This window comes from Streptomyces sp. N50, assembly GCF_033335955.1.
In the GTDB taxonomy this organism is placed as follows: domain Bacteria; phylum Actinomycetota; class Actinomycetes; order Streptomycetales; family Streptomycetaceae; genus Streptomyces.
Window position 1 is genome coordinate 334,870 of the sequence record NZ_CP137549.1, and the last position, 17,937, is coordinate 352,806.

The window sequence follows — 17,937 nt, forward strand, 5'->3', positions numbered from 1 at the left end:
CCGGTCGGCGGACGGACGGCCTCAGCGCTTCGCCGCTTCCCGCCGCAGGCTGTCACTCACCTCGTACACATGCCGGGCCGCGGCGATGTCCACCTCGGCCCGGTCCGAGCTCAGCGCGGTGTACAGGCGGGCCACCTGCTGGAGGAAGTAGGCGGGGCTGTTCGGATCGTCCTCCGCTCCGGCGACGGTCTCCGACTCGGCGAAGAACATGACGGCCTCCGGGGTCCGCCCCTGGTCCACCAGCACGACCGACAGCAGCCGGGTGGCCATGAAGAATGTCAGCGGGTCGGCGCCGTCGCGCAGCCGCCGGATCGCCTCGCGCAGATCGGTCTCCGCCGCCGTGAGATCACCGCGGATGAAGGCGAGCCAGGCCCGGATGTGCCGGATCTGTGCCTTCAGCGCCAGGTCGTCGCCCCGTTCGACGGTCGCGACCGCCTGGTCCGTGATCCGTTCCAGTTCCCGCTGGTGCGCGGGCCCGGCGAAGAGTCCGCTCGACGCGATCACCGACAGCGCGGCGACGACGATCGTCGAGGCGCCGGGGATGTCGCGCAGCACCCGGGCGAACACCGAGACCAGCAGCGTGTGTTCGGCCAGCAGCCAGGTGCGCGCCTCCTCGGCGTCGGCGAACCGCAGCCCGGTCAGCGGCACGGAGAAGAGATGGATGCTGAGCGAACCGGCCTGCTCGGTCGCGCTCATGGCCTGGAGCAGGGTGGCGTGCAGGAACATCGTCAGCCGCACCAGCGCCGCCTCGCGGTCCGTTACGGCGTCCTCGCGCTCGGCCCGCCGGGCGGCGAACGCCCGTACCAGATCGTGGAACCGGTAACGGTCGGCCGAATGCGGTTCGAGCAGACCGGCCTCCACCAGGTGCTCCAGCTGCTCCTCGGTCTCGTGTTCCGGCTGGTCGAGCAGGACCGCGGCGACGGCGACCGGGAAGTCGGCGGCGTCGAGCAGCGCGCACAGGCGCATCGCCCGGGCCCGGTCGGGGGCGAGGGCGCGGTATCCGACCTGGAAGGTGGCCTCCACCGACATGTCTCCGGCCCGCAGCTCGTCGAGCCGCCGTTCCTCGGCGCGCAGCCGCAGCAGCTGCGCGCCGAGCCCGCGTCCGGGACGGGCCGCCGTACGGGCGCCGATGATGCGCAGCGCCAACGGCAACTGCCCGCAGGCGTGGACCAGTTCGAGCGCGAGTTCCGGGGCGGCGGCGATCTCGGCGTCGCCGGTGAACCGGCCCAGCATGGCCACCGCCTCCCGCTGATCGGGCACCGGCACCTCGAAACGCGTCGCGCCCGGCGGTACGAGCGACCGGTGCCGGGACGTGATCAGCGCGGCGTTGCCGGGGGTGCCCGGGAGCAGCGGGGTCACCTGGGCGGTGTCGGACGCGTTGTCCAGAAGCACCAGGATCCGGCGGTCCGCGGTCAGGGTGCGATAGGCGCCGGCGCGGGCGGTGGGCGTCGCGGGGATGCCGGCGGCGGGCGTGCCGAGCGCGAGGAGGAAGTCGACCAACACGTCGGCGGGGTCGGCGGGTTGACCCCCGTCGCCCCGCAGGTCCACATAGAGCTGCCCGTCCGGATAGTCGCCGCGGATGCCGTGGGCGACGCGCAGCGCGAGCGCGGTCTTCCCCACGCCGCCGATCCCGCTGAGCACCGCGAGCGCGACCGCTTCCCCGCTGGGCCGCAAGGCGAGCCGGAGCCGCTCCAGCAGCCGCTCCCGGCCGACGAAGTCGCCGGGTGCCGGGGGGAGTTGCTGGGGGCGGACGCGGGCCGGCGCCTCCTCGATCCGTGTGGTCGCCGACGGGTCGGAAGCGACGGCGGAGGCTGTGGCATCGGTCGATGCCGTAGGAGCCGTAGGACCGGTCGAGGCAGTGGCACCGAACGACGGCGCGGCACCGGCGAGTTGCCCCTCGGGGCGCGGCTCGACGGCGTCCGGCTCGGTGCCGCTGAGGATGCGGGTCTGCAACTCACGCAGTTCCGGCCCGGGATCCATGCCCAGTTCGGCCACCAGGGTCTCGCGGGCCTCGGCGTGGACGGCCAGGGCCTCGGCCGTCCGTCCGGCGCGGTACAGCGCTCGCATGCGCAGCGCGTACAGGTCCTCGCGCAGCGGATGGTCGGCGATCAGGGAGATCAGTTCTGTCGCCACGCGGGCGTGGTCGCCCAGTTCGTCTGCGCAACTCAGCCGCGCCACCTGGGCGTTGAGCCGGAGATCGACGAAACGGCCGCGGTGGCGGCGGGCGTAGGGGCCGGGTACGCCGGACAGCGGCTCGCCCGACCACAGCGCGAGCGCGGCGTCGAACGCGCGCAGGGCGGGGGCGGTCCGCCGTGCGGCGCGCAGTTCCTCGCCCTCGCGGACGAGCCGCTCGAAGCGCAGCGCGTCAACTGCCTCTTCCGGGATGCCGAGTTGGTATCCGCCCTGGGTGGTCTCCAGGCGGGACCGTTCCTCGCCCAGCGAGAGGCGGATGCGGTAGACGTACGTCTGCACCGAGCGCACCGCGTTGCCGGGCGGCTCTTCCCACAGCGCGTCGATGAGGTGGTCGAGGCCGCACTGGCGTCCTTCTCCGAGGAGCAGCCGGACCAGAACCGCGCGCTGCAACGGGCTGCCGAGATCCAGCACACGCCCACCGTGCCGACCGCTCAATGGCCCCAGCAGCCCGAATTCGTAACCGTCCACCGCCATTGCCACTTGACGGAGTCTAGTGGCGGAACAAAGCGGAAGTCGTACCGGCGCCGGTCGTGACCATGCCCGCCCGGAGATCCGCGAAAGGGAATCCAGGGCGGGCTGTGGTCATGGCCGGCCGTGCTGCCCGTGCCGTACGAGGGGCACGGGTCAGCCGCGGCGCAGCATCATGACGACAAGGACGATGACAATGATGACGACGACGGTACCGATACCTATGTACACGGGTTTCTCTTTCCTTTGAGGAGCGGCGCCCCCTGGGTGCCGCAGAAAGCCGAGTACCCCCGACAAAGCCTTTCAGCCCACTGCGGCACCATGTTCGGGAAAGCCTCAGAGAACGAGCCGGTGCGCGCCGCAGCGGACGGCCCGCTCCACCGTGGCGGCCATGGCCCGCTGGCCCTGGGCGTTGGGGTGGGCGGGCGCGGTCGGGGCCGGCGCGACCAGGGGTTCGATCCAGCGCTCGCCGGCCGGCTCGCACATGTCGTGTCCGACGGTCGGGGTGTAGGTGTCGACGTAGCGCGCGCCGTTCGCCGCCGCCCGGTCGGCGAGCATCGCGTTGAGCTTCTTCTCGGTGTCCCGCAGATAGGCGAAGTCACCGGCGGCGAGCGGTACGGCGGAGCTGGTGCAGCCGACCCCGTCGTCCGGGAACAGGTCGGGATAGCCGACCACCAGGACCTCGGCGTACGGAGCCCGCTGCCGCACGGCGTCCAGCGCGGCGGTGATCCTGGGAGCGATGTCGTCGACGCGCTGCGCCAGCTTGTCGGTGCCGTCGCTCGTGAAGAAGGTCTGGCACGGGTTGCCCGTCGGGTCCTTCGACGTCAGTTGGGCGCAGGTGGCCAGGTTGCTGGAGAAGCCGAGGTCGTTGCCGCCGATGGTCAGGGTCACCACGTCCGTGTCGGCGCCGAGTGCGTCCAGTTGCGGCGCCTGCGAACCCTGCGGTCCGGCCAGGGCCGTTGTGGTCGCGCCCGAGCAACTGACGTCGGTCAGCCGCCAGTTCCGCGCTGCCGCGAGGAGGGACGGGTAGTTCTGGTCGGACCGCGCACACGTGGCGTCGACCTGGGTCGGGATACCGGGGCCGGAGGCGTAGGAGTCGCCCAGCGCAACGTAGTTGACGGGCGTACGCGCGGTGGATATCGGGGCGGCACTCGCCGCTGTCGCCCCTGCGGCGGACAGGGCCATCGCGCAACACGCCACCGTGGCGCCGCGCAACAGGCCGCGCCGGCCCGAAGTGCCCTTGGTCTGTTCGCTGTTCAAGTCCATCCATTCGTCGGGCCCCCGCGCGGTACTTGTCGAGTCACTCGGCCAACAGGCGTCAGACGCGGGGGCGTTGTGCGGTCGTGACGTCAAACGGCCCGCGCACCAAGGAGGTTCACCGCTGAGGTCGGTGCCCTATTGGTTGTGGCTGCGCCGGAGGTGGGACTCGGCGTAGGCGTGGGCCCGGAAGGCGAGGACAGGGTCGTCGGAGAGCTGGATGCCGGTGGTGACACGGGTGGGGTTGAAAGCCTGCGCGTTCCCGTGGTCCTGGTCGTCGGCGGGTGCGGTGATCTCCAGTCGCCCGGCGGTGAACTCCCTGCGGTGATCGGGCCAGACGGTGCTGGGGTCGTGGGTGGGGTCGTCGGGTTCGGCGAGCTGGATCCGCAGGTCGAACGCGACCGGTGCGCGTTCCAGGCGCTGGTGCAGCTCGTCGGTGAGGAAGTGGGCGGTGCGGGTGGCGGCGTCGGCGGCGGCGAGTTCGGCGCGTCCGGCCTCCGGTTCCCAGCGGTACCGCACGGGCCGTCTGGCGCCGTCCGCGTCGACCCAGATGAAGGCGTGGATGGCCCAGTAGGCGGCGGTGGCGTAGCTGACGGGTATGGGCGGCTGCTGCGCCACGGCTTCCGCCAGGTGCGGATGGGCACCGACGAACGCGTGCACCCGGGCCAGGTCCGGCCGGTGGGTCACGGGGTCGGGGCGCAGGGCCTCGGTGAGCTCCAGGAACTCCCTGGGCGTCGAGGCGACGAACCGGGGGACGCTGAGGGCGACGAGGTCGGTGTCACCGCCGTCGTACAGGTGGAAGCGGACGGCCAGGCCGCGGGTCACCGGAGCGGTGTCGGGCGTGCGCGGATCTCCCTCGGAGTTCGAGAACCGTACGGTCGCCGGAACCGGCCGCGTCTGCAGATGCGCGGCGGTGGTCAGCGCTGCCGCGGCCCCGCTGGGCGTGAAGGTGGCCCGGAAACCGGCCCCCCGGGCACTGGACCGGCGGTATCCGGGATGCCTCCCGCTCATCCGCTCCATGCTGTCGACGACCCGGACGGCCAGGGTCTGATCTGCGGTACTGCTTGACATGGCATTCCTTAGAGGACGAACCGATCACGGGGTCGTTGCGGTCTACGAGCCGCTCCGGGGCCCGGTTCACCCGTCGCCGGAATCAGTTGCCACGATCGAAAGCAGTGCGGGTACGGGACTTCGCGGATCAGCGATGCCGGCCCGGGCCGTTCAGCACTCCGGTGAAACCGGCGAGCAGGGAAGGGTTGTCGGAGAGCCAGGCCCGCACACGGTCCGTCCCGATCGCACCGCTGGGACCGGACGTGAAGTAGGCGTCCAGCTTGTCCAGCAGGGCGCCCACCGCTCGGCGGGCGAGTGGCTCGCGTACCCGGTCGAGCGCTTCCCCGGCGCGCTCCATCCACAGCCGCGCGTCACCGGACGCCGACGGGGTGGGCGGGCCGAACGTCGTCACCGCCACCAGGCCCACGGCGGCCATCGCCCGGCGGTCGAGCGGCGCCGTAGAGCTGTCCCAGACGGCGGCGAAGATCGTCCGCGCGTCCTCGAAGCGGCCTCCGTAGAACGCCAGGGTTCCGCGCAGGATGGCCGCCGCCGCTCGGAGGTCGTCCGCGCTCAGTTCGTCCGCGAGGCGGACCACCTCCGAGAGCCGGTCCTCGGCTCTCTCGACCGCGCCCTCCGCGATGTCCAGGCACACGATCCTGAGCACGGCGTACGCGTACTGGCCGCGCGCGCCGATGGAACGGAGGATGCGTGCCGCCTCGGTCCAGTGCGCGCGGGCGCGGTCGCGGAGGCCGGCGCTCTCGTCCGCGTCGCCGCGGAGCGTGAGGGTGCACGCCCTGGCGAAGTCGTCGCCGGAGGCGACGGCCGCCGCGACGGCGGTCCGGCCGTGGCCGCGGGCGCCGTCGATGTCGCCGACCTGGAGGCAGTACGTCGTCCAGTTGGTCTGGAGGATCGCCCGGTCCCAGTGGAACTCGGTTCCCGCGACGCTCTGTTCGGCCCGTACGAAGAGGTCCGCCACGTCGTCCTGCCCGGTCAGCATGGCGTGGAGCGGCTCGTAACAGGGGCCCAGGACAGCGAGGTCGGGGTTCTTCGCCTCGCGCCAGGCTTCCTTGAACCGGTCGATGAAGTGGCCGCCCTCCGCGTACCGACCGACGACGTGGTTGAGCCAGACCAGCCACGCGAGGGCGTAGAAGAGTGCCCGCTCGTCCTCTTCGGTGGGCTCCGCGGCAGCCCCGTCATGGGCCAGCACACTGCGCTGGAGACGGTCGATGCCCTCTTCCTCACGGCCGCTGATGATCCAGTAACTGCCCCGCCGTGCCTCCAGCGACAGGGCCTGAGGTGCCCTCGACCGGGCCATCATGAGGTCCGAGGCCGCCCTGATGTTGGCGGACTCCGCGGTGTGCCGCCGGATCAACTCCCCTTGGTCGCCAGGCGCGTTGGCGTCGGTGCTCTCCTCCACGAAACGCAGGGCCCACGCCATGAAGCACTCCTCGGCCTTCGCGGCCCTCCCTTCGGCCCGGAGCCGGTCCAGCGCGTACTCGCGGACCGTCTCCAGCATCCGCAGCCGGCTTCCGTCGGGCGTCGACACGGTGAACAGGAGGGATTTGTCGACCAGTTGGGCCAGTACGTGCAGGATCTCGTGCCGGTCCGCCTCGGGAAGGCAGATCGCCGTCTCCGCGAACTCGACGGAACAGCCGCCGACATACAGGGCGAGTTCCGTCAACACCCGCTGCTCGGTGGCGTCCAGGAGGGCGTAGCTCCAGTCGAGGACGGCACGCAGGGTGCGGTGCCGGGCGGGAGCGGTCCGTTTGCCCTTGGCCAGCAGGGCGAAGCGGTTGTCGAGGCGGAGTTCGATCTCTCGTACCGGCAGCAACCGCACGTGCGCGGCGGCGAGTTCGACCGCGAGAGGCAGTCCGTCGAGCCTGCGGCAGAGCGAGCGGATGTCGTGCAGGGCCGCATCGTCCGCGGCGAAGGAGGGGTCGATCATGAGGGCGCGGGTGCTGAACAGGTCGGCGGCCTCACCGTCGGGCATCGGCGCCAGGGGATACAGGGTCTCACCCGCAACTGCCAGCGGGGCTCTGCTCGTTGCCAGGACGGTGAGTGCGGGGCACCGGCCGAGCAGGACCGCCACGAGCGGGGCGACCGCGTCGAGCAGATGCTCGCAGTTGTCGAGTACGAGCATCGCCCGGCGTCCGGCCAGGAACGAGGTGAGCCGGCGCACATAGTCGTGCGGCGGCTGATCGGGCCGGACCGAGGCGTCCGACAGACCCAGGGCTCCGGCGATCGCCGCGAGGACACCCGCGCCGTCGGCCGCCGCCAGATCGACCCACCACACACCGTCGTACGCGGGCCGCGTCAGCACACACGCCTCAAGCGCGAGACGGGTCTTCCCGACACCGCCGGGTCCTACGACGGTCACCAACCGCTCGCGGCCGAGGGCCGCGCGCAACCCGTCGAGCTCCTCGGCGCGGCCGACGAACGGGCCGAGGGGGTGGTCGGGACCGCCTTCGCCGGGCGTCGGACGGGAAGCGGGACGGTCCGCCGGGCGGGGATCGGGGTGGGCCGAGGACAGCCGTACGGGGTCCGTGGCCGCCGTCCCGGGACGCGGGTCGCCCGCGAGTATCGCGTCGTGCAGGGAACGGAGTTCGGGGGACGGGTCGGCGCCCAGCTCGGACCTCAGGAGTCTGCGGCCCGATTCGTACACGTCCAGCGCCTCGGCGTGCCGCCCGCAGCGGTGGAGCGCGAGCATCAGGCGCGCCCGGGACCGTTCCCTCAGTGGCGCGGCGGACACAAGTGCCGTGAGTTCGGGGACCAGTTCGGCAGCGCGGCCGAGTTCGAGACCCGCGGTGCTCGCGTCCTCCTGTGCGCCCAGGCGGAGTTCCTCCAGGCGCAGGCGCTCGGCGTCGAAGACCCGGCCCTTCAGGTCGTCCAGGGCGCGGCCCCGCCACAGGGCGAGTCCCCGCCGCAGAACGTCCTCGGCCTGCCGGTGCGCCCCGGCCGCCAGGTGCTCGCGGCCCTCGCGGACCGTCGTCTCGAAGCGGACCGTGTCGAGTTCGTCCTCCGGCGCCAGTACGAAGCGGTATCCCCCGTACTGCGACCGCAGCCGCCCGGCGCGGCCCCTGGTCGCGAGGGCCGCGCGGAGTTTCGTCACCTGGACCTGGAGGGCGTTGACCGGGTCCTTCGCCTCGCGGTCCGCCCACAGTTCGTCGATGAGGGTGTCGCGGTGGACGACCGATCCCCCGGCCAGCAGTAGCCGGGCGACGATCGCACGGGAGACGGCGCCCGGAAGAGCGACGGCGCCGCTCCCGTCGGCCAGCTCCAGGCGGCCGAGCAGTCTCAGATGCAGGGCGTCGTCGTTCATGTGTCAGCCTTCATCGGCGGTTCCGATGCCCGAAACCTGGATTTCCCACCTGTATTCCGAGCATGCCCATGACCGTACGAGGCAGGCGGTGGTTACCCGCAAGGGATACTAGTACCCATTGGGTACTGTTGGAGTATGACCAAGACATCGGGCCTCTGCGACGACCCCAAGAGCGTCTACTCCGCGGCCTGCCCCTGCCGCGACATGCTGGACCTGCTCGCCAACAAGTGGAGCGCCCTCGCACTCGGCGCCCTCGAGGACGGACCCCAGCGCTTCGGCGCGCTGCGCGCCCGGCTCCAGGGCGTGAGCCCCAAGGTACTCACCCAGACGCTGCGCCGCCTGGAGGACTACGGCCTGATCGACCGCGAGATCTACGCCGAGGTCCCGCCCCGGGTCGAGTACAGCCTGACCCCCCTCGGCAAGGACGCCTGCGCCCCGCTCTCCCATCTGCGCAGCTGGGTGGAGCAGAACATCGACCGGTTCCCGGAATCCGCCTGACCTCACGACACGCGGGTCTCCTCGCACCTTTCCTACCTGGATGGTTTCCATTGGGAAGCAGGATCCCTTGATGGTTACTACCTCCCGATAGGTACCTTGCGGGTCGTGGCCGCCGGTCCTCGTCGGCCCACCGCACGAGTCGAGGAGATCCATGATGAGTGAGACCCGGCAGTCGGCGACGATGCCCGCCGTCGCGTATCGCAAGAGCCTGCCGATCGACGACGCCGAGAGCCTGGTGGACGTCGAACTGCCCGTGCCGCAGCCGGGTCCCCACGATCTGCTGGTCCAGGTGGAGGCCGTCGCGGTCAACCCCGTCGACTACAAGGTGCGGCAGAGCAACGACCCGGGCGGCGAGCTCAAGGTGCTCGGCTGGGACGCCGCCGGCACGGTCGTCGCGGTCGGTGAGCAGGTCGAGCTGTTCGAGGTCGGCGACGAGGTCTTCTACGCCGGCGCGATCGACCGGCCGGGCACCAACTCCCGCTTCCACACGGTCGACGAGCGCATCGTCGGCCACAAGCCCCGCACGCTCTCCTTCGGCGAGGCGGCGGCGCTGCCGCTGACCTCCCTCACCGCGTGGGAAGGGCTGTTCGAGCGCCTCGGTCTGCGCGAGGGCGCCTCGGAGGAGACCGGCACGCTGCTGGTGACCGCGGCGGCGGGCGGTGTGGGGGCCATGGTCGCTCAACTGGCCCGAGCCCTCACCGGCTTGACCGTGATCGGCACGGCTTCCCGGCCGGAGACCGTCGAGTTCGCCCGTCGTATGGGCGTGACACATGTGGTCGACCACCACCGTCCGCTGCCGGAGCAGGTGGCCGAGGTGGCGCCCGGCGGGATCGACCACATCTTCGGCACCGCGGGGACGGACCGGAACCTCGCCGCGTACGCCGACATGCTCAAGCCGTTCGGCGGGCTGATCGCCATCGACGACTTCGGCCCCGTGGAGATCGGCCTGCTGAAGGCGAAGAGCATCTCCTTCCACTGGGAACTCATGTTCACCCGCTCGCTGTTCAAGACCCCGGACCAGGTGACGCAGCACCACATCCTCGACCGGATCTCCCGGCTCGTGGACGAGGGCGCCCTGCGGACCACGGCCACGCGGGACCTCGGCACCGTCAACGCCGAGCACCTGCGCGAGGCGCATCGCATCCTGGAGTCCGGCAGCACCATCGGCAAGGTGACGCTCACCGGATTCTGAGTCCGCTGTGAACCTCCTTCTTCCTCGCTCCGTTTACAGAGCGGATGAAGAGCAGGCCTTCTCGTAACCATAGAAAGGTGACGGGCATGCAATTGATGAGGTTCACGCAGGAGCAGAGAATAGGCCACCTGCTCAGCTGGGCACATGAATGGAACGGAACCAGGCGGGGGCGAAGTATGTGGGCGTACTCCCTGAGCCTGGGGGGTTCTCACGCCCTTCTGAACGATTGGGTCAACAACGAACGGCTGATGAACCGCCTCACCGCGGAGCAGCGGAACGCGGTGGAGGAAGCGCGTCAGCGGGCGGCCCGGCGTGAGACCGCCGCGGACCGGGTGGCTCGGTAACGGGGTATATCCGTCCGTCATGACGGGACCGTGTGCCGAGAAAGGGAGCGCCGAGGTCGTCGGCGCTCCCTCTCCGTGTTCCGGGCGGGCGTCACGCTCTTTCAGCATCGCCGGCCGCTCACGGGGTGTACCCCCGCTCGGCCAGCGCAGCCCGAAGTGCCTTGAGGGCAAGGTGTGTTCGGGACTTGACCGTGCCCGGCGGTATGCCCAGCGTCTGAGCCGTCCGGGCCACCGACCGGTCCAGGAACTCGACGTGGACGAGGATCTCGCGATGCTGCAGGGTCAGGTCCGCCAGGGCCTCGCGCACGATCTTCCTGGTGAGGGCCGATTCCATGGACTCCGGTCCGGGCATGTCGTTCAGCGCGGTGTCGATCGTCTCCGGCGGCCGGGCCTTGCGGGCCCGGTAGCCGTCGATGACGAGGTTGCGGACGACCGTGACGAGCCACGGCCGGATGCCCTCCGCCTCGGGATCGAGGATGCCGGCGTTCTGCCAGGCGCGCAGGACGGCCTCCTGGACCAGGTCCTGGGCCTGATGGCTGTCGCCCCAGAGCAGTCCGGTGGTCACCCTCAGCAGGAACACCCCGTGTTTGTCGTAGACGGCGCGGATGAACGCCTCGTCGCGCGCCCTGTCGCGCGGTGCGCCGGTCCGGTCCGGCCGTACGTCCCGGATTCCTGTGTTGTGCCTCATTGCCACGTTCCCCCGATGCGCCGTGGGTCGATGCACGGCGCGCCAATTCGTTGAAAGCTGAACGGGGAAACCTTCGGGTGGACCTCTTGCCGGCGGCTTGATCTCCGCTTGCCCGGCCCGCGTCCGCGAGGACAGACGCAGGACAGCTGCGCGAAAGGCACGGGAAAGGGCGCCACCGCCGAGCACGCGGACATGCCCTACGGGCGGGTGGGAGCCGGGGTGCCGGGGTCGCTCAGGAGCCGGCCACCCCCGGGATCTCCGCCAGGGCGGCGCGGACCGCCGCCTCCCGCAGTCCGGGGAGCTTGCCTGACCAGTCGCCCAGCATCTCCTCGCCGGGCAGGGTCCGGACGGCGGCGAGAGTGGAGCGGAGCCCGTCCACGTCGGCCGCGCACGCCGGGCACTCCCGCACATGGCCGTCGACACGTACGGCGTCCGCGGGATCGAGGGCCGCCAGGGCGTACGCGGCCAGTTCGGGTCTGTCCTGCTCGCAGTTCACCGCAGGTCACCGCTGTTCCGGAGCGACGTTGTGGTTGTTGACCCGGAACAGGTTGCGCGGGTCGTAGTACCGCTTCAGGACACGCAGCCGTTCCAGGTCCTCGGCGGTGAACACGTTCTCCGCCCGGTCGTCCCGCCCGGCGAAGTTCGTGTACGCCAGCCCCGTGGACCAGGGACTCAGCCGCTCGACCATCCCGCCGAGCATGGCCGTCCCGGCGTCGACGACCTCCGGCGGTCCGACGGTCGCTCCCCACACGGTGAACACGGCGTCCCGGGCCGCGATCGGGCTCGCCGCGACCGGCCGATGGGCCAGCGCCCCGCCGAGATGCCTGATCTCCAGCACCGTGACGAGTCCGCCTGCCGCCAACTGGGCGCTCTCCACGAGGGATTCGACGGCTCGCGCCGGCAACTCGGCCAGCAGGGCGCCCTGTTCCTCGTACGGGAAGGGATCGGCCGGGTCGGTGTGCACGAGGGCGTACGCGCCGTAGGGATGACGGCCGACCGTGTCGATGACGCCCTCGCCGATGGCCCGGAAGGGCGCGATGAGCTTCTCGGCCTCCTCGTCGGAGCCGAGGTGGGTGACCCGGACGTGGGCGAGGAAGCGGCCGCGCAGGAGTTCCGGAATCTCCGGTACCGACGGGAAGTTGAGCAGCGCCACTGAGCAGGTGAAGGCGTCGGGCGCGTCGCGGACCACCTCGGGGAAGGCGCGGAGGACGGCCTCGACGTTCTCGGCGGGGAAGTAGATTCCGCCGCCGTAGAAGGAAGTTACCGGGAAGAGCCTGATCTCCAGCTCGGTCACGATCCCGAAGTTGCTGCGTCCGCCGCGCAGGCCCCAGAACAGCTCCGGCTCCAACTCCGGTGATACGCGCCGCAGTTCACCGTCCGGTGTGACGACCTCGATCGCCACGACGTGGTCGGCGGCCCAGCCGTAGGACCGGCCGAGGAACGGACTGAGTCCGCCGCCGAGCGTGCAGCCGACGGCTCCCACCAGGGGGCTGGAGCCGTTCAGCGGTGCCAGTCCCTCCGCCTGGGCGGGCTCCACGACGTCCGACCAGAGCGCGCCCGCGGCCACCCGGGCCACGCCACGCTCGGCGTCGATCTCGACGGCGCGCATCGCACCTGTCGTGACGAGCAGGAAGTCGTCCTCGGCGGGGAACGGCTGGTGCCCGGTGGCCATGACCCCGACGGGCAGGTCACGCGCGGCGGCGAAACCGACCGCGGCCCGCACATCGGCGGCGCCGGCCGCCGCGACGACGAGGCAAGGCCGGTGCCGCGAGCGCGAGTTGAAGCCCGCGATCGCGCCCGCGTAGCCCGCGTCGTCCGGGGCGAACACGGATCCCTCGATCCGGTCGGCCAGTTCGGCGACGGTGTCCTCTCCGAGAACGATCCGCCCCTGGTACTCGGTCATGGTGCTGTGCCTTTCGTCGGAGAACCGGCCCTGTCCGACGGTCACTTGGCACAGCGATGGACACGGCTCCGCGACCTGACGCAACGCGACACGGCGACGGAGACATCCCGGGAACCAGGTGCCGTCTGGTCGCTGCTACGGCGCACACCCCGAAGAGGTTCACTGTCCGCGTACGACTCGTGGCCGACCCCGCCCGCCGCGGCCGGAGTCGCTCAGCTGAAGGCGGCCAGCACGGAGGGGCTGTCCGCGAGCCAGTCGCACCGCGGGTGCGTCCCGCCCGGCCGGTTCGTCCCGTGGTGGGCGTCCAGCCTGTCCAGCAGCACGCCCACCGCGTGCCGGGCGAGCGGTTCCAGCAGTCCGGCGTGCGTCTGGCGCCCCCGGTCGATCCAGGCCCGCGCGTCGTCCGGGGCGGTGGGGCTCGGCGGGCCGAAGGTCGCGATGACCGCGAGACCGACGGCCGCTACGGCTCTGCGGTCGGGCGGCGCTGCCGGACAGTGCCAGACCCCGTGGAGGATCCGCTCCGCGTCCGCGAAGCGACCGGCCCGGACCGCCAGCACCCCGCGCAGGTTGGCCACCGCCGCCTGGAGATCGTCGGCACTCAGTTCGTCCGCGAGCCGGCTCACGTCCGCCAGCCGCTGCTCGGCCGACGCGAACTCCCGCTCGGTGATGTCCATGCAGACCAGCCTGAGCAGTACATACGCCCAGCGGGTACGCGCCCCCACGGCACGCAGGATCCGGGCCGCCTCGGTCCACTGCTCACGGGCCCGGGCGCGTAGGCCGTCGCTCTCGTCCGCGTCGCCGCAGAGGGTGAGGGAGAAGACCCGGGCGAAGTCGTCGTCGGCGGCGCGCGACGCCGCCACGGCGATCAGCCCGTGCCGCCGGGCCCCCTCGGTGTCCCCGTGCTGGAGGCAGTAGGTCGACCAGTTCGTCTGCAGGACCGCCCGGTCCCAGTGGAATTCCGTGTCCACCACGGCGGCTTCCCCCGCGGCGAAGCGTTCTTCGACGTCGTCGTGCCCGTTGAGCATCGCGTGGAGCGCGTCGTAGCAGCGGCCCAGGACGGCGAGGTCGGGGTTCTTCGCGTGGTGCCATGCCTCCTTGTGCCTGTCCACATAGGAACTGGCTTCCGTGTGGTGTCCGGCCACGTGGTGGAGCCAGGTGAGCCAGGCGATGGTGTAGAAGAGCGCCCATTCGTCGTCCTCGGTGGGCTCCGTGGTCCGCCGGCCCGCTGTCGCGTCGTAGGCCTGAAGGCTGCGTTGGAGGCGGTCGATTCCCTCTTCCTCGCGGCCGCTGATGAACCAGAAGTAGCCGAGCCGTGCCTCCAGCAGCAGGGCCTCGGCCTGCCTGGACCTGGCTGTCATCAGGTCCGATGCCGCCCTGATGTTGGCGGACTCCTCGGTGAGGCGCCTGGCCCACTCCCGCTGGTCGGGCGAGGAGAGTCCCGCGCTGCCGTCACGGACGAAGCGGGCGGCCCACGTCATGAGCCGTTCCTCGGCCTCCGGTGCGCGGCCCTCCTCCCGGAGCCGGGTGAGCGCGTACGCGCGGACCGTCTCCAGCATCCGCAGCCGGTTGCCGTCGGGCGTGGAGACCGGGACGAGCAGGGACTTGTCGACCAACTGCCCCAGGACGTGCAGCAGTTCGGCACTGTCGGCCCCGGGCAGGGGAGTCGCCGCTTCCACGATGTCGAGGGAGCAGCCGCCCACGTACAGGGCGAGTTCCGTCAGCAGCCGCTGTTCGGTGGTGTCGAGGAGGGCGTAGCTCCAGTCGAGGACGGCGCGCAGGGTGCGGTGTCGGGCGGGCGCGGTGCGCTCCCCCTTGATGAGCAGGGTGAAGCGGTTGTCGAGGCGGGCTTCGATCTCCCGGACGGTCAGGAGCCGGACGTGCGCGGCGGCGAGTTCCACCGCCAGCGGCAGTCCGTCGAGCCTGCGGCAGAGCCGGCGGATGTCGTACAGGGCCGCCGCGTCCGGGGCGAAGGACGGGTCGATCATCGCGGCACGGGTGCCGAACAGGTCCGCGGCCTCCTCGTCCGGCATCGGCGCGAGCGGGTACAGCACCTCGGCCGCGACCTCCAGCGGCGCTCTGCTGGTGGTCAGGACGGTCAGTTCGGGACACCGGCCCAGCAGGGTCGCCACCAGCGGGGCCACGGCGTCGAGCAGGTGCTCGCAGTTGTCGAGGGCGAGCACGGCCGAGCGTCCGGCCAGGAACGAGGTGAGCCGGTGCACATAGTCGTGCGGCGGCTGGTCCGGCCGGACGGCGGTGTCGGACAGGCCGAGCGCGGAGGCGACCACCGCGAGCACGTTCACGTCGTCGGCCGGGGCCAGGTCGACCCACCAGACGTTGCCGCGGGACGGCTGGACCAGCGCGCACACCTCAAGCGCCAGCCGGGTCTTGCCGACGCCGCCCGGTCCCAGCACGGTCACCAGCCGCTCCCGGCCGACGACTTCGCACAGCGCGGCCAGTTCCTTGCGCCGGCCGATGAACGGGCCGAGGGGTCGGCTCAGGTTGCCTTCACAGGAGACGGAGGCGGATGCGGATACGGACGTCGGCTCCCGGGCGTCTGTGCGCGGCGAGGGCGGTCGGTCGGGCAGGGTGACCGTCCCTCGGAGAGTCGACTCGTGCCCTTGCCGGAAAGGCTCGGGCCCCTGGAGAGACGGATCGTGGCGGAGTATCGCGCCGTGCAGGGAACGCAGTTCCTCCGAGGGAGCGACACCGAGTTCGGACTTCAGCAGCCGGCGCCCCGTGTCGTAGACCTCCAGCGCTTCCGCCAACCGCCCGCAACGGTAGAGCGCGAGCATGAGTCGGGCCCGGGACCGCTCGCGCAGCGGTGCGAGGGACAGCAGGGCCTGCAGCTCGGGGATCAGTTCCTTCGCGCGGCCGAGTTCGAGGCCCGCGGCGGCCACGTCCTCCAGAGCGCCCAGCCGCAGATCCTCGAGGCGGGTCCGCTCGGTCTCGAAGACCCGTCCCTCCAGGCCGTCCAGCGCGCGGCCGCGCCACATCGACAGCCCCCGCCGCAGCTCGCTCCCGGCCTTCTCGTACTCCTCCGCCGCCAGATGCTCACGCCCGTCGCGGACCGCGGCCTCGAAGTCGGGTACGTCGATCTCGTCCTGCGGTCCCAGGACGATCCGATAGCCGCCGTGGTCGAACAGCAGGCGGGTGTCCTCGCCCCGCGCCGCGAACGCCGCGCGCAGCTTGGCCATCTGGACCTGGAGGGCGCCGACCGGGTTCTTGGTCGTGCGCTCCTCCCACAGTTCGTCGACGAGGGTGTCGCGCTGTACGACCGCCCCGCGGGCGAGCAGCAGCCGTCCCACGATCGCCCGGGACACGGCGCCGGGCGGGACGACCGCGCCGTGGGCAGTCACCAGCTCCAGGCGGCCGAGCAGTCGAAAACGCATGCCCGCCATCCTGCCGTGGCCGGCCGAAAGCCCCGAAGGGCTCGTCGGCGCGTCGCAGAGCCGGCGCTCCGGGTCGACGTCCGTCGAGGTCCCTCGCGGTGAACCAAGTCGTGGGACGCGCCGTAGCCGTCACCGTTCACCGAGTTCGACGTGGCACGACACGGCATCAGGAGCGGAAATGATCCGGAACATCGTCCTCTTCAAGCTCAACGAAGGCCTCACGCGCGAATCCCCCGAGGTCACGGAGGGATTCGAACTCGTGCGGAGACTCGACCGGGAGATCCCCGAGATCCGCCAGTGGGAGGTCGGATGGCACGTCTTCGACGAGACACCCGCCTCCTACGACTTCGCTCTGAACAGCCTCTTCGACGACACCGCCGCCTTCCAGCGCTATTTCAACCACCCCGCGCACCTGGCCGCGATCGCCCACTGGATGCACCACGCCACGTGGGTGGTCGTCGACATCCACATCTGAGGCCTGCGACGGCCGTGGCCCGGTACCGCCGTCAGGCGGCGCCGGCCTGGAGCCTCGCGTTGCGGGCGTCGATCGCCTCACGCGTGGAGGGCACGATGAGTTCGCCCCCGTCCGTGACGCTGTTCTGGGCGAACTCGACGTAGGGGCGCTGGCGTTGCTCGTAGCGCTCGAACGCCACGGTGTGATCGCCGCCCGCGTGTTCGAGCTCCTCGGCCAGGAAGTGCGCGCCGCTGATGGCCAGTGAGGTGCCGCGGCCGGAGAGCAGCGCCGCGCAGTGCGCGGCGTCGCCGACCAGGGCGATACGGCCGCGGTGCCAGGTGGGCATGTGGATCTGGCTGACCGAGTCGAAGTAGAACTCGGGATCGGCGCGGACCGCGTCCAGCAGCTGCGGGATCTTCCACTCGGGGTGTCCCGCGAAGGCGTCCAGGAGGATCTTCTTCTGGGCGTCGAGGTCGCGGTGGTCGTAGTCGAGGAGCCCGGAGCGGAAGAGGAACACGCCGAACGCCTTGTTCCTGTAGCGGGCGATGCTCGCGAGGTGGCCGGGGTAGTTGTACAACGGGCTGGTCCGGTCGTCGGCCCGGGCTTCGGCGGGCAGGTCGGTGAGGGCGACGTAGAGGCCCAGGTGGCGCAGGTGGTCGCGTTCCGGGCCGAAGGTCAGCCTGCGGGTGACCGAGTGCAGGCCGTCGGCACCCACGACGAGGTCGAAGCGTCCGGCGCGGCCGGAGACGAAGCGGACGTCGACGCCGTCGCCGTCGTCGGCGAGCGTGTCGACGGAGTCGCCGAAGACGACGTCTGTCGACGCGGGCAGTGCGGCGGCGAGAGTCCGTGCGAGGTCCTCACGCGCGATCTCGATGTCGTCTCCGGAATCGCTCATCTCCTCGACCGGCAGACGGGCGGCCACGGAACCGTCGGCATGGACGAACACGCCGTGCTCAGCCATCCGGATGCGCTGCTCACGGAGCTGGGGCAGCACCCCCATGCCGCCGGCGAACTCGACGGCGTCGCCGCGGACGTCGATCGGAGCGCCGGTGACGCGCAGGTGTGCGACGCGTTCGACGAGGGTCACCTGGTGGCCGCGGGCGCCGAGTTCCAGTGCCGTGGCCAGACCGGCGATGCCGCCGCCGGAGACAAGGATGTTCACGGGGAGTCCTGTTCGGTCGA

12 protein-coding genes are annotated in these 17,937 nt (G+C 71.3%); 3 read left to right on the forward strand and 9 right to left on the reverse strand.

The window, feature by feature from the left end; all coding sequences use genetic code 11:
* Positions 1-21 precede the first annotated feature (21 nt).
* The 4 genes from R2B38_RS01545 to R2B38_RS01560 form a co-directional block, all read right to left on the reverse strand.
* Positions 22-2,667, reverse strand: a complete 2,646-nt coding sequence (locus R2B38_RS01545) for an AfsR/SARP family transcriptional regulator (protein WP_318021566.1) — start codon at positions 2,665-2,667, stop codon at positions 22-24.
* A 330-nt stretch (positions 2,668-2,997) separates the two neighbouring features.
* The gene (locus tag R2B38_RS01550) at positions 2,998-3,927 is read right to left on the reverse strand and encodes an SGNH/GDSL hydrolase family protein (RefSeq protein ID WP_318014563.1); all 930 of its coding nucleotides are present in this window, start codon (positions 3,925-3,927) and stop codon (positions 2,998-3,000) included.
* A gap of 129 nt (positions 3,928-4,056) precedes the next feature.
* The gene (locus R2B38_RS01555; protein ID WP_318014564.1) at positions 4,057-4,989 is read right to left on the reverse strand and encodes a catalase family peroxidase; all 933 of its coding nucleotides are present in this window, start codon (positions 4,987-4,989) and stop codon (positions 4,057-4,059) included.
* A 127-nt stretch (positions 4,990-5,116) separates the two neighbouring features.
* The gene (locus R2B38_RS01560; RefSeq protein ID WP_318014565.1) at positions 5,117-8,287 is read right to left on the reverse strand and encodes an AfsR/SARP family transcriptional regulator; all 3,171 of its coding nucleotides are present in this window, start codon (positions 8,285-8,287) and stop codon (positions 5,117-5,119) included.
* Between the two features lie 135 nt (positions 8,288-8,422).
* Here R2B38_RS01560 and R2B38_RS01565 point away from each other — a divergent pair, with 135 nt between their 5' ends.
* Together R2B38_RS01565 and R2B38_RS01570 are read left to right on the forward strand one after the other, a co-directional pair.
* Entirely contained in the window at positions 8,423-8,785 is a 363-nt protein-coding gene (locus R2B38_RS01565; protein ID WP_051800713.1) for a winged helix-turn-helix transcriptional regulator, read from the forward strand.
* A 181-nt stretch (positions 8,786-8,966) separates the two neighbouring features.
* Positions 8,967-9,977, forward strand: coding sequence for a zinc-binding alcohol dehydrogenase family protein (locus R2B38_RS01570; protein ID WP_411978549.1), 1,011 nt, complete (start codon positions 8,967-8,969; stop codon positions 9,975-9,977).
* A 462-nt stretch (positions 9,978-10,439) separates the two neighbouring features.
* On the opposite strand, the gene R2B38_RS01575 is transcribed toward R2B38_RS01570, so the two are convergent.
* The 4 genes from R2B38_RS01575 to R2B38_RS01590 form a co-directional block, all read right to left on the reverse strand.
* A complete protein-coding gene (locus R2B38_RS01575) occupies positions 10,440-11,009 on the reverse strand; it encodes a sigma-70 family RNA polymerase sigma factor (RefSeq protein WP_318014567.1) in 570 nt (189 codons plus the stop codon).
* A 232-nt stretch (positions 11,010-11,241) separates the two neighbouring features.
* Positions 11,242-11,505: a zf-HC2 domain-containing protein gene (locus tag R2B38_RS01580; protein WP_318014568.1), complete on the reverse strand. Its 264-nt coding sequence runs from the start codon at positions 11,503-11,505 to the stop codon at positions 11,242-11,244.
* A 6-nt stretch (positions 11,506-11,511) separates the two neighbouring features.
* Positions 11,512-12,912: an FAD-binding oxidoreductase gene (locus tag R2B38_RS01585; RefSeq protein ID WP_318014569.1), complete on the reverse strand. Its 1,401-nt coding sequence runs from the start codon at positions 12,910-12,912 to the stop codon at positions 11,512-11,514.
* A 212-nt stretch (positions 12,913-13,124) separates the two neighbouring features.
* Positions 13,125-16,301, reverse strand: coding sequence for an AfsR/SARP family transcriptional regulator (locus R2B38_RS01590; RefSeq protein ID WP_318014570.1), 3,177 nt, complete (start codon positions 16,299-16,301; stop codon positions 13,125-13,127).
* A 178-nt stretch (positions 16,302-16,479) separates the two neighbouring features.
* Here R2B38_RS01590 and R2B38_RS01595 point away from each other — a divergent pair, with 178 nt between their 5' ends.
* On the forward strand, positions 16,480-16,776 hold the full coding sequence (locus tag R2B38_RS01595; protein ID WP_318014571.1) for a Dabb family protein: 297 nt from the start codon (positions 16,480-16,482) through the stop codon (positions 16,774-16,776).
* Positions 16,777-16,807: 31 nt separating this feature from the next.
* Here R2B38_RS01595 and R2B38_RS01600 read toward each other — a convergent pair whose 3' ends face one another.
* Positions 16,808-17,917, reverse strand: coding sequence for an FAD-dependent monooxygenase (locus tag R2B38_RS01600; protein ID WP_318014572.1), 1,110 nt, complete (start codon positions 17,915-17,917; stop codon positions 16,808-16,810).
* Between the last annotated feature and the right edge of the window lie 20 nt (positions 17,918-17,937).

Bases quoted from the DNA above. Each gene is read 5' to 3' on its own strand.
- R2B38_RS01595 (WP_318014571.1), top strand. From the start codon at position 16,480: ATGATCCGGAACATCGTCCTCTTCAAGCTCAACGAAGGCCTCACGCGC.
- R2B38_RS01560 (WP_318014565.1), bottom strand. From the start codon at position 8,287: ATGAACGACGACGCCCTGCATCTGAGACTGCTCGGCCGCCTGGAGCTG.
- R2B38_RS01565 (WP_051800713.1), top strand. From the start codon at position 8,423: ATGACCAAGACATCGGGCCTCTGCGACGACCCCAAGAGCGTCTACTCC.
- R2B38_RS01550 (WP_318014563.1), bottom strand. From the start codon at position 3,927: ATGGACTTGAACAGCGAACAGACCAAGGGCACTTCGGGCCGGCGCGGC.
- R2B38_RS01590 (WP_318014570.1), bottom strand. From the start codon at position 16,301: ATGCGTTTTCGACTGCTCGGCCGCCTGGAGCTGGTGACTGCCCACGGC.
- R2B38_RS01575 (WP_318014567.1), bottom strand. From the start codon at position 11,009: ATGAGGCACAACACAGGAATCCGGGACGTACGGCCGGACCGGACCGGC.
- R2B38_RS01585 (WP_318014569.1), bottom strand. From the start codon at position 12,912: ATGACCGAGTACCAGGGGCGGATCGTTCTCGGAGAGGACACCGTCGCC.
- R2B38_RS01570 (WP_411978549.1), top strand. From the start codon at position 8,967: ATGCCCGCCGTCGCGTATCGCAAGAGCCTGCCGATCGACGACGCCGAG.
- R2B38_RS01555 (WP_318014564.1), bottom strand. From the start codon at position 4,989: ATGTCAAGCAGTACCGCAGATCAGACCCTGGCCGTCCGGGTCGTCGAC.
- R2B38_RS01545 (WP_318021566.1), bottom strand. From the start codon at position 2,667: ATGGCGGTGGACGGTTACGAATTCGGGCTGCTGGGGCCATTGAGCGGT.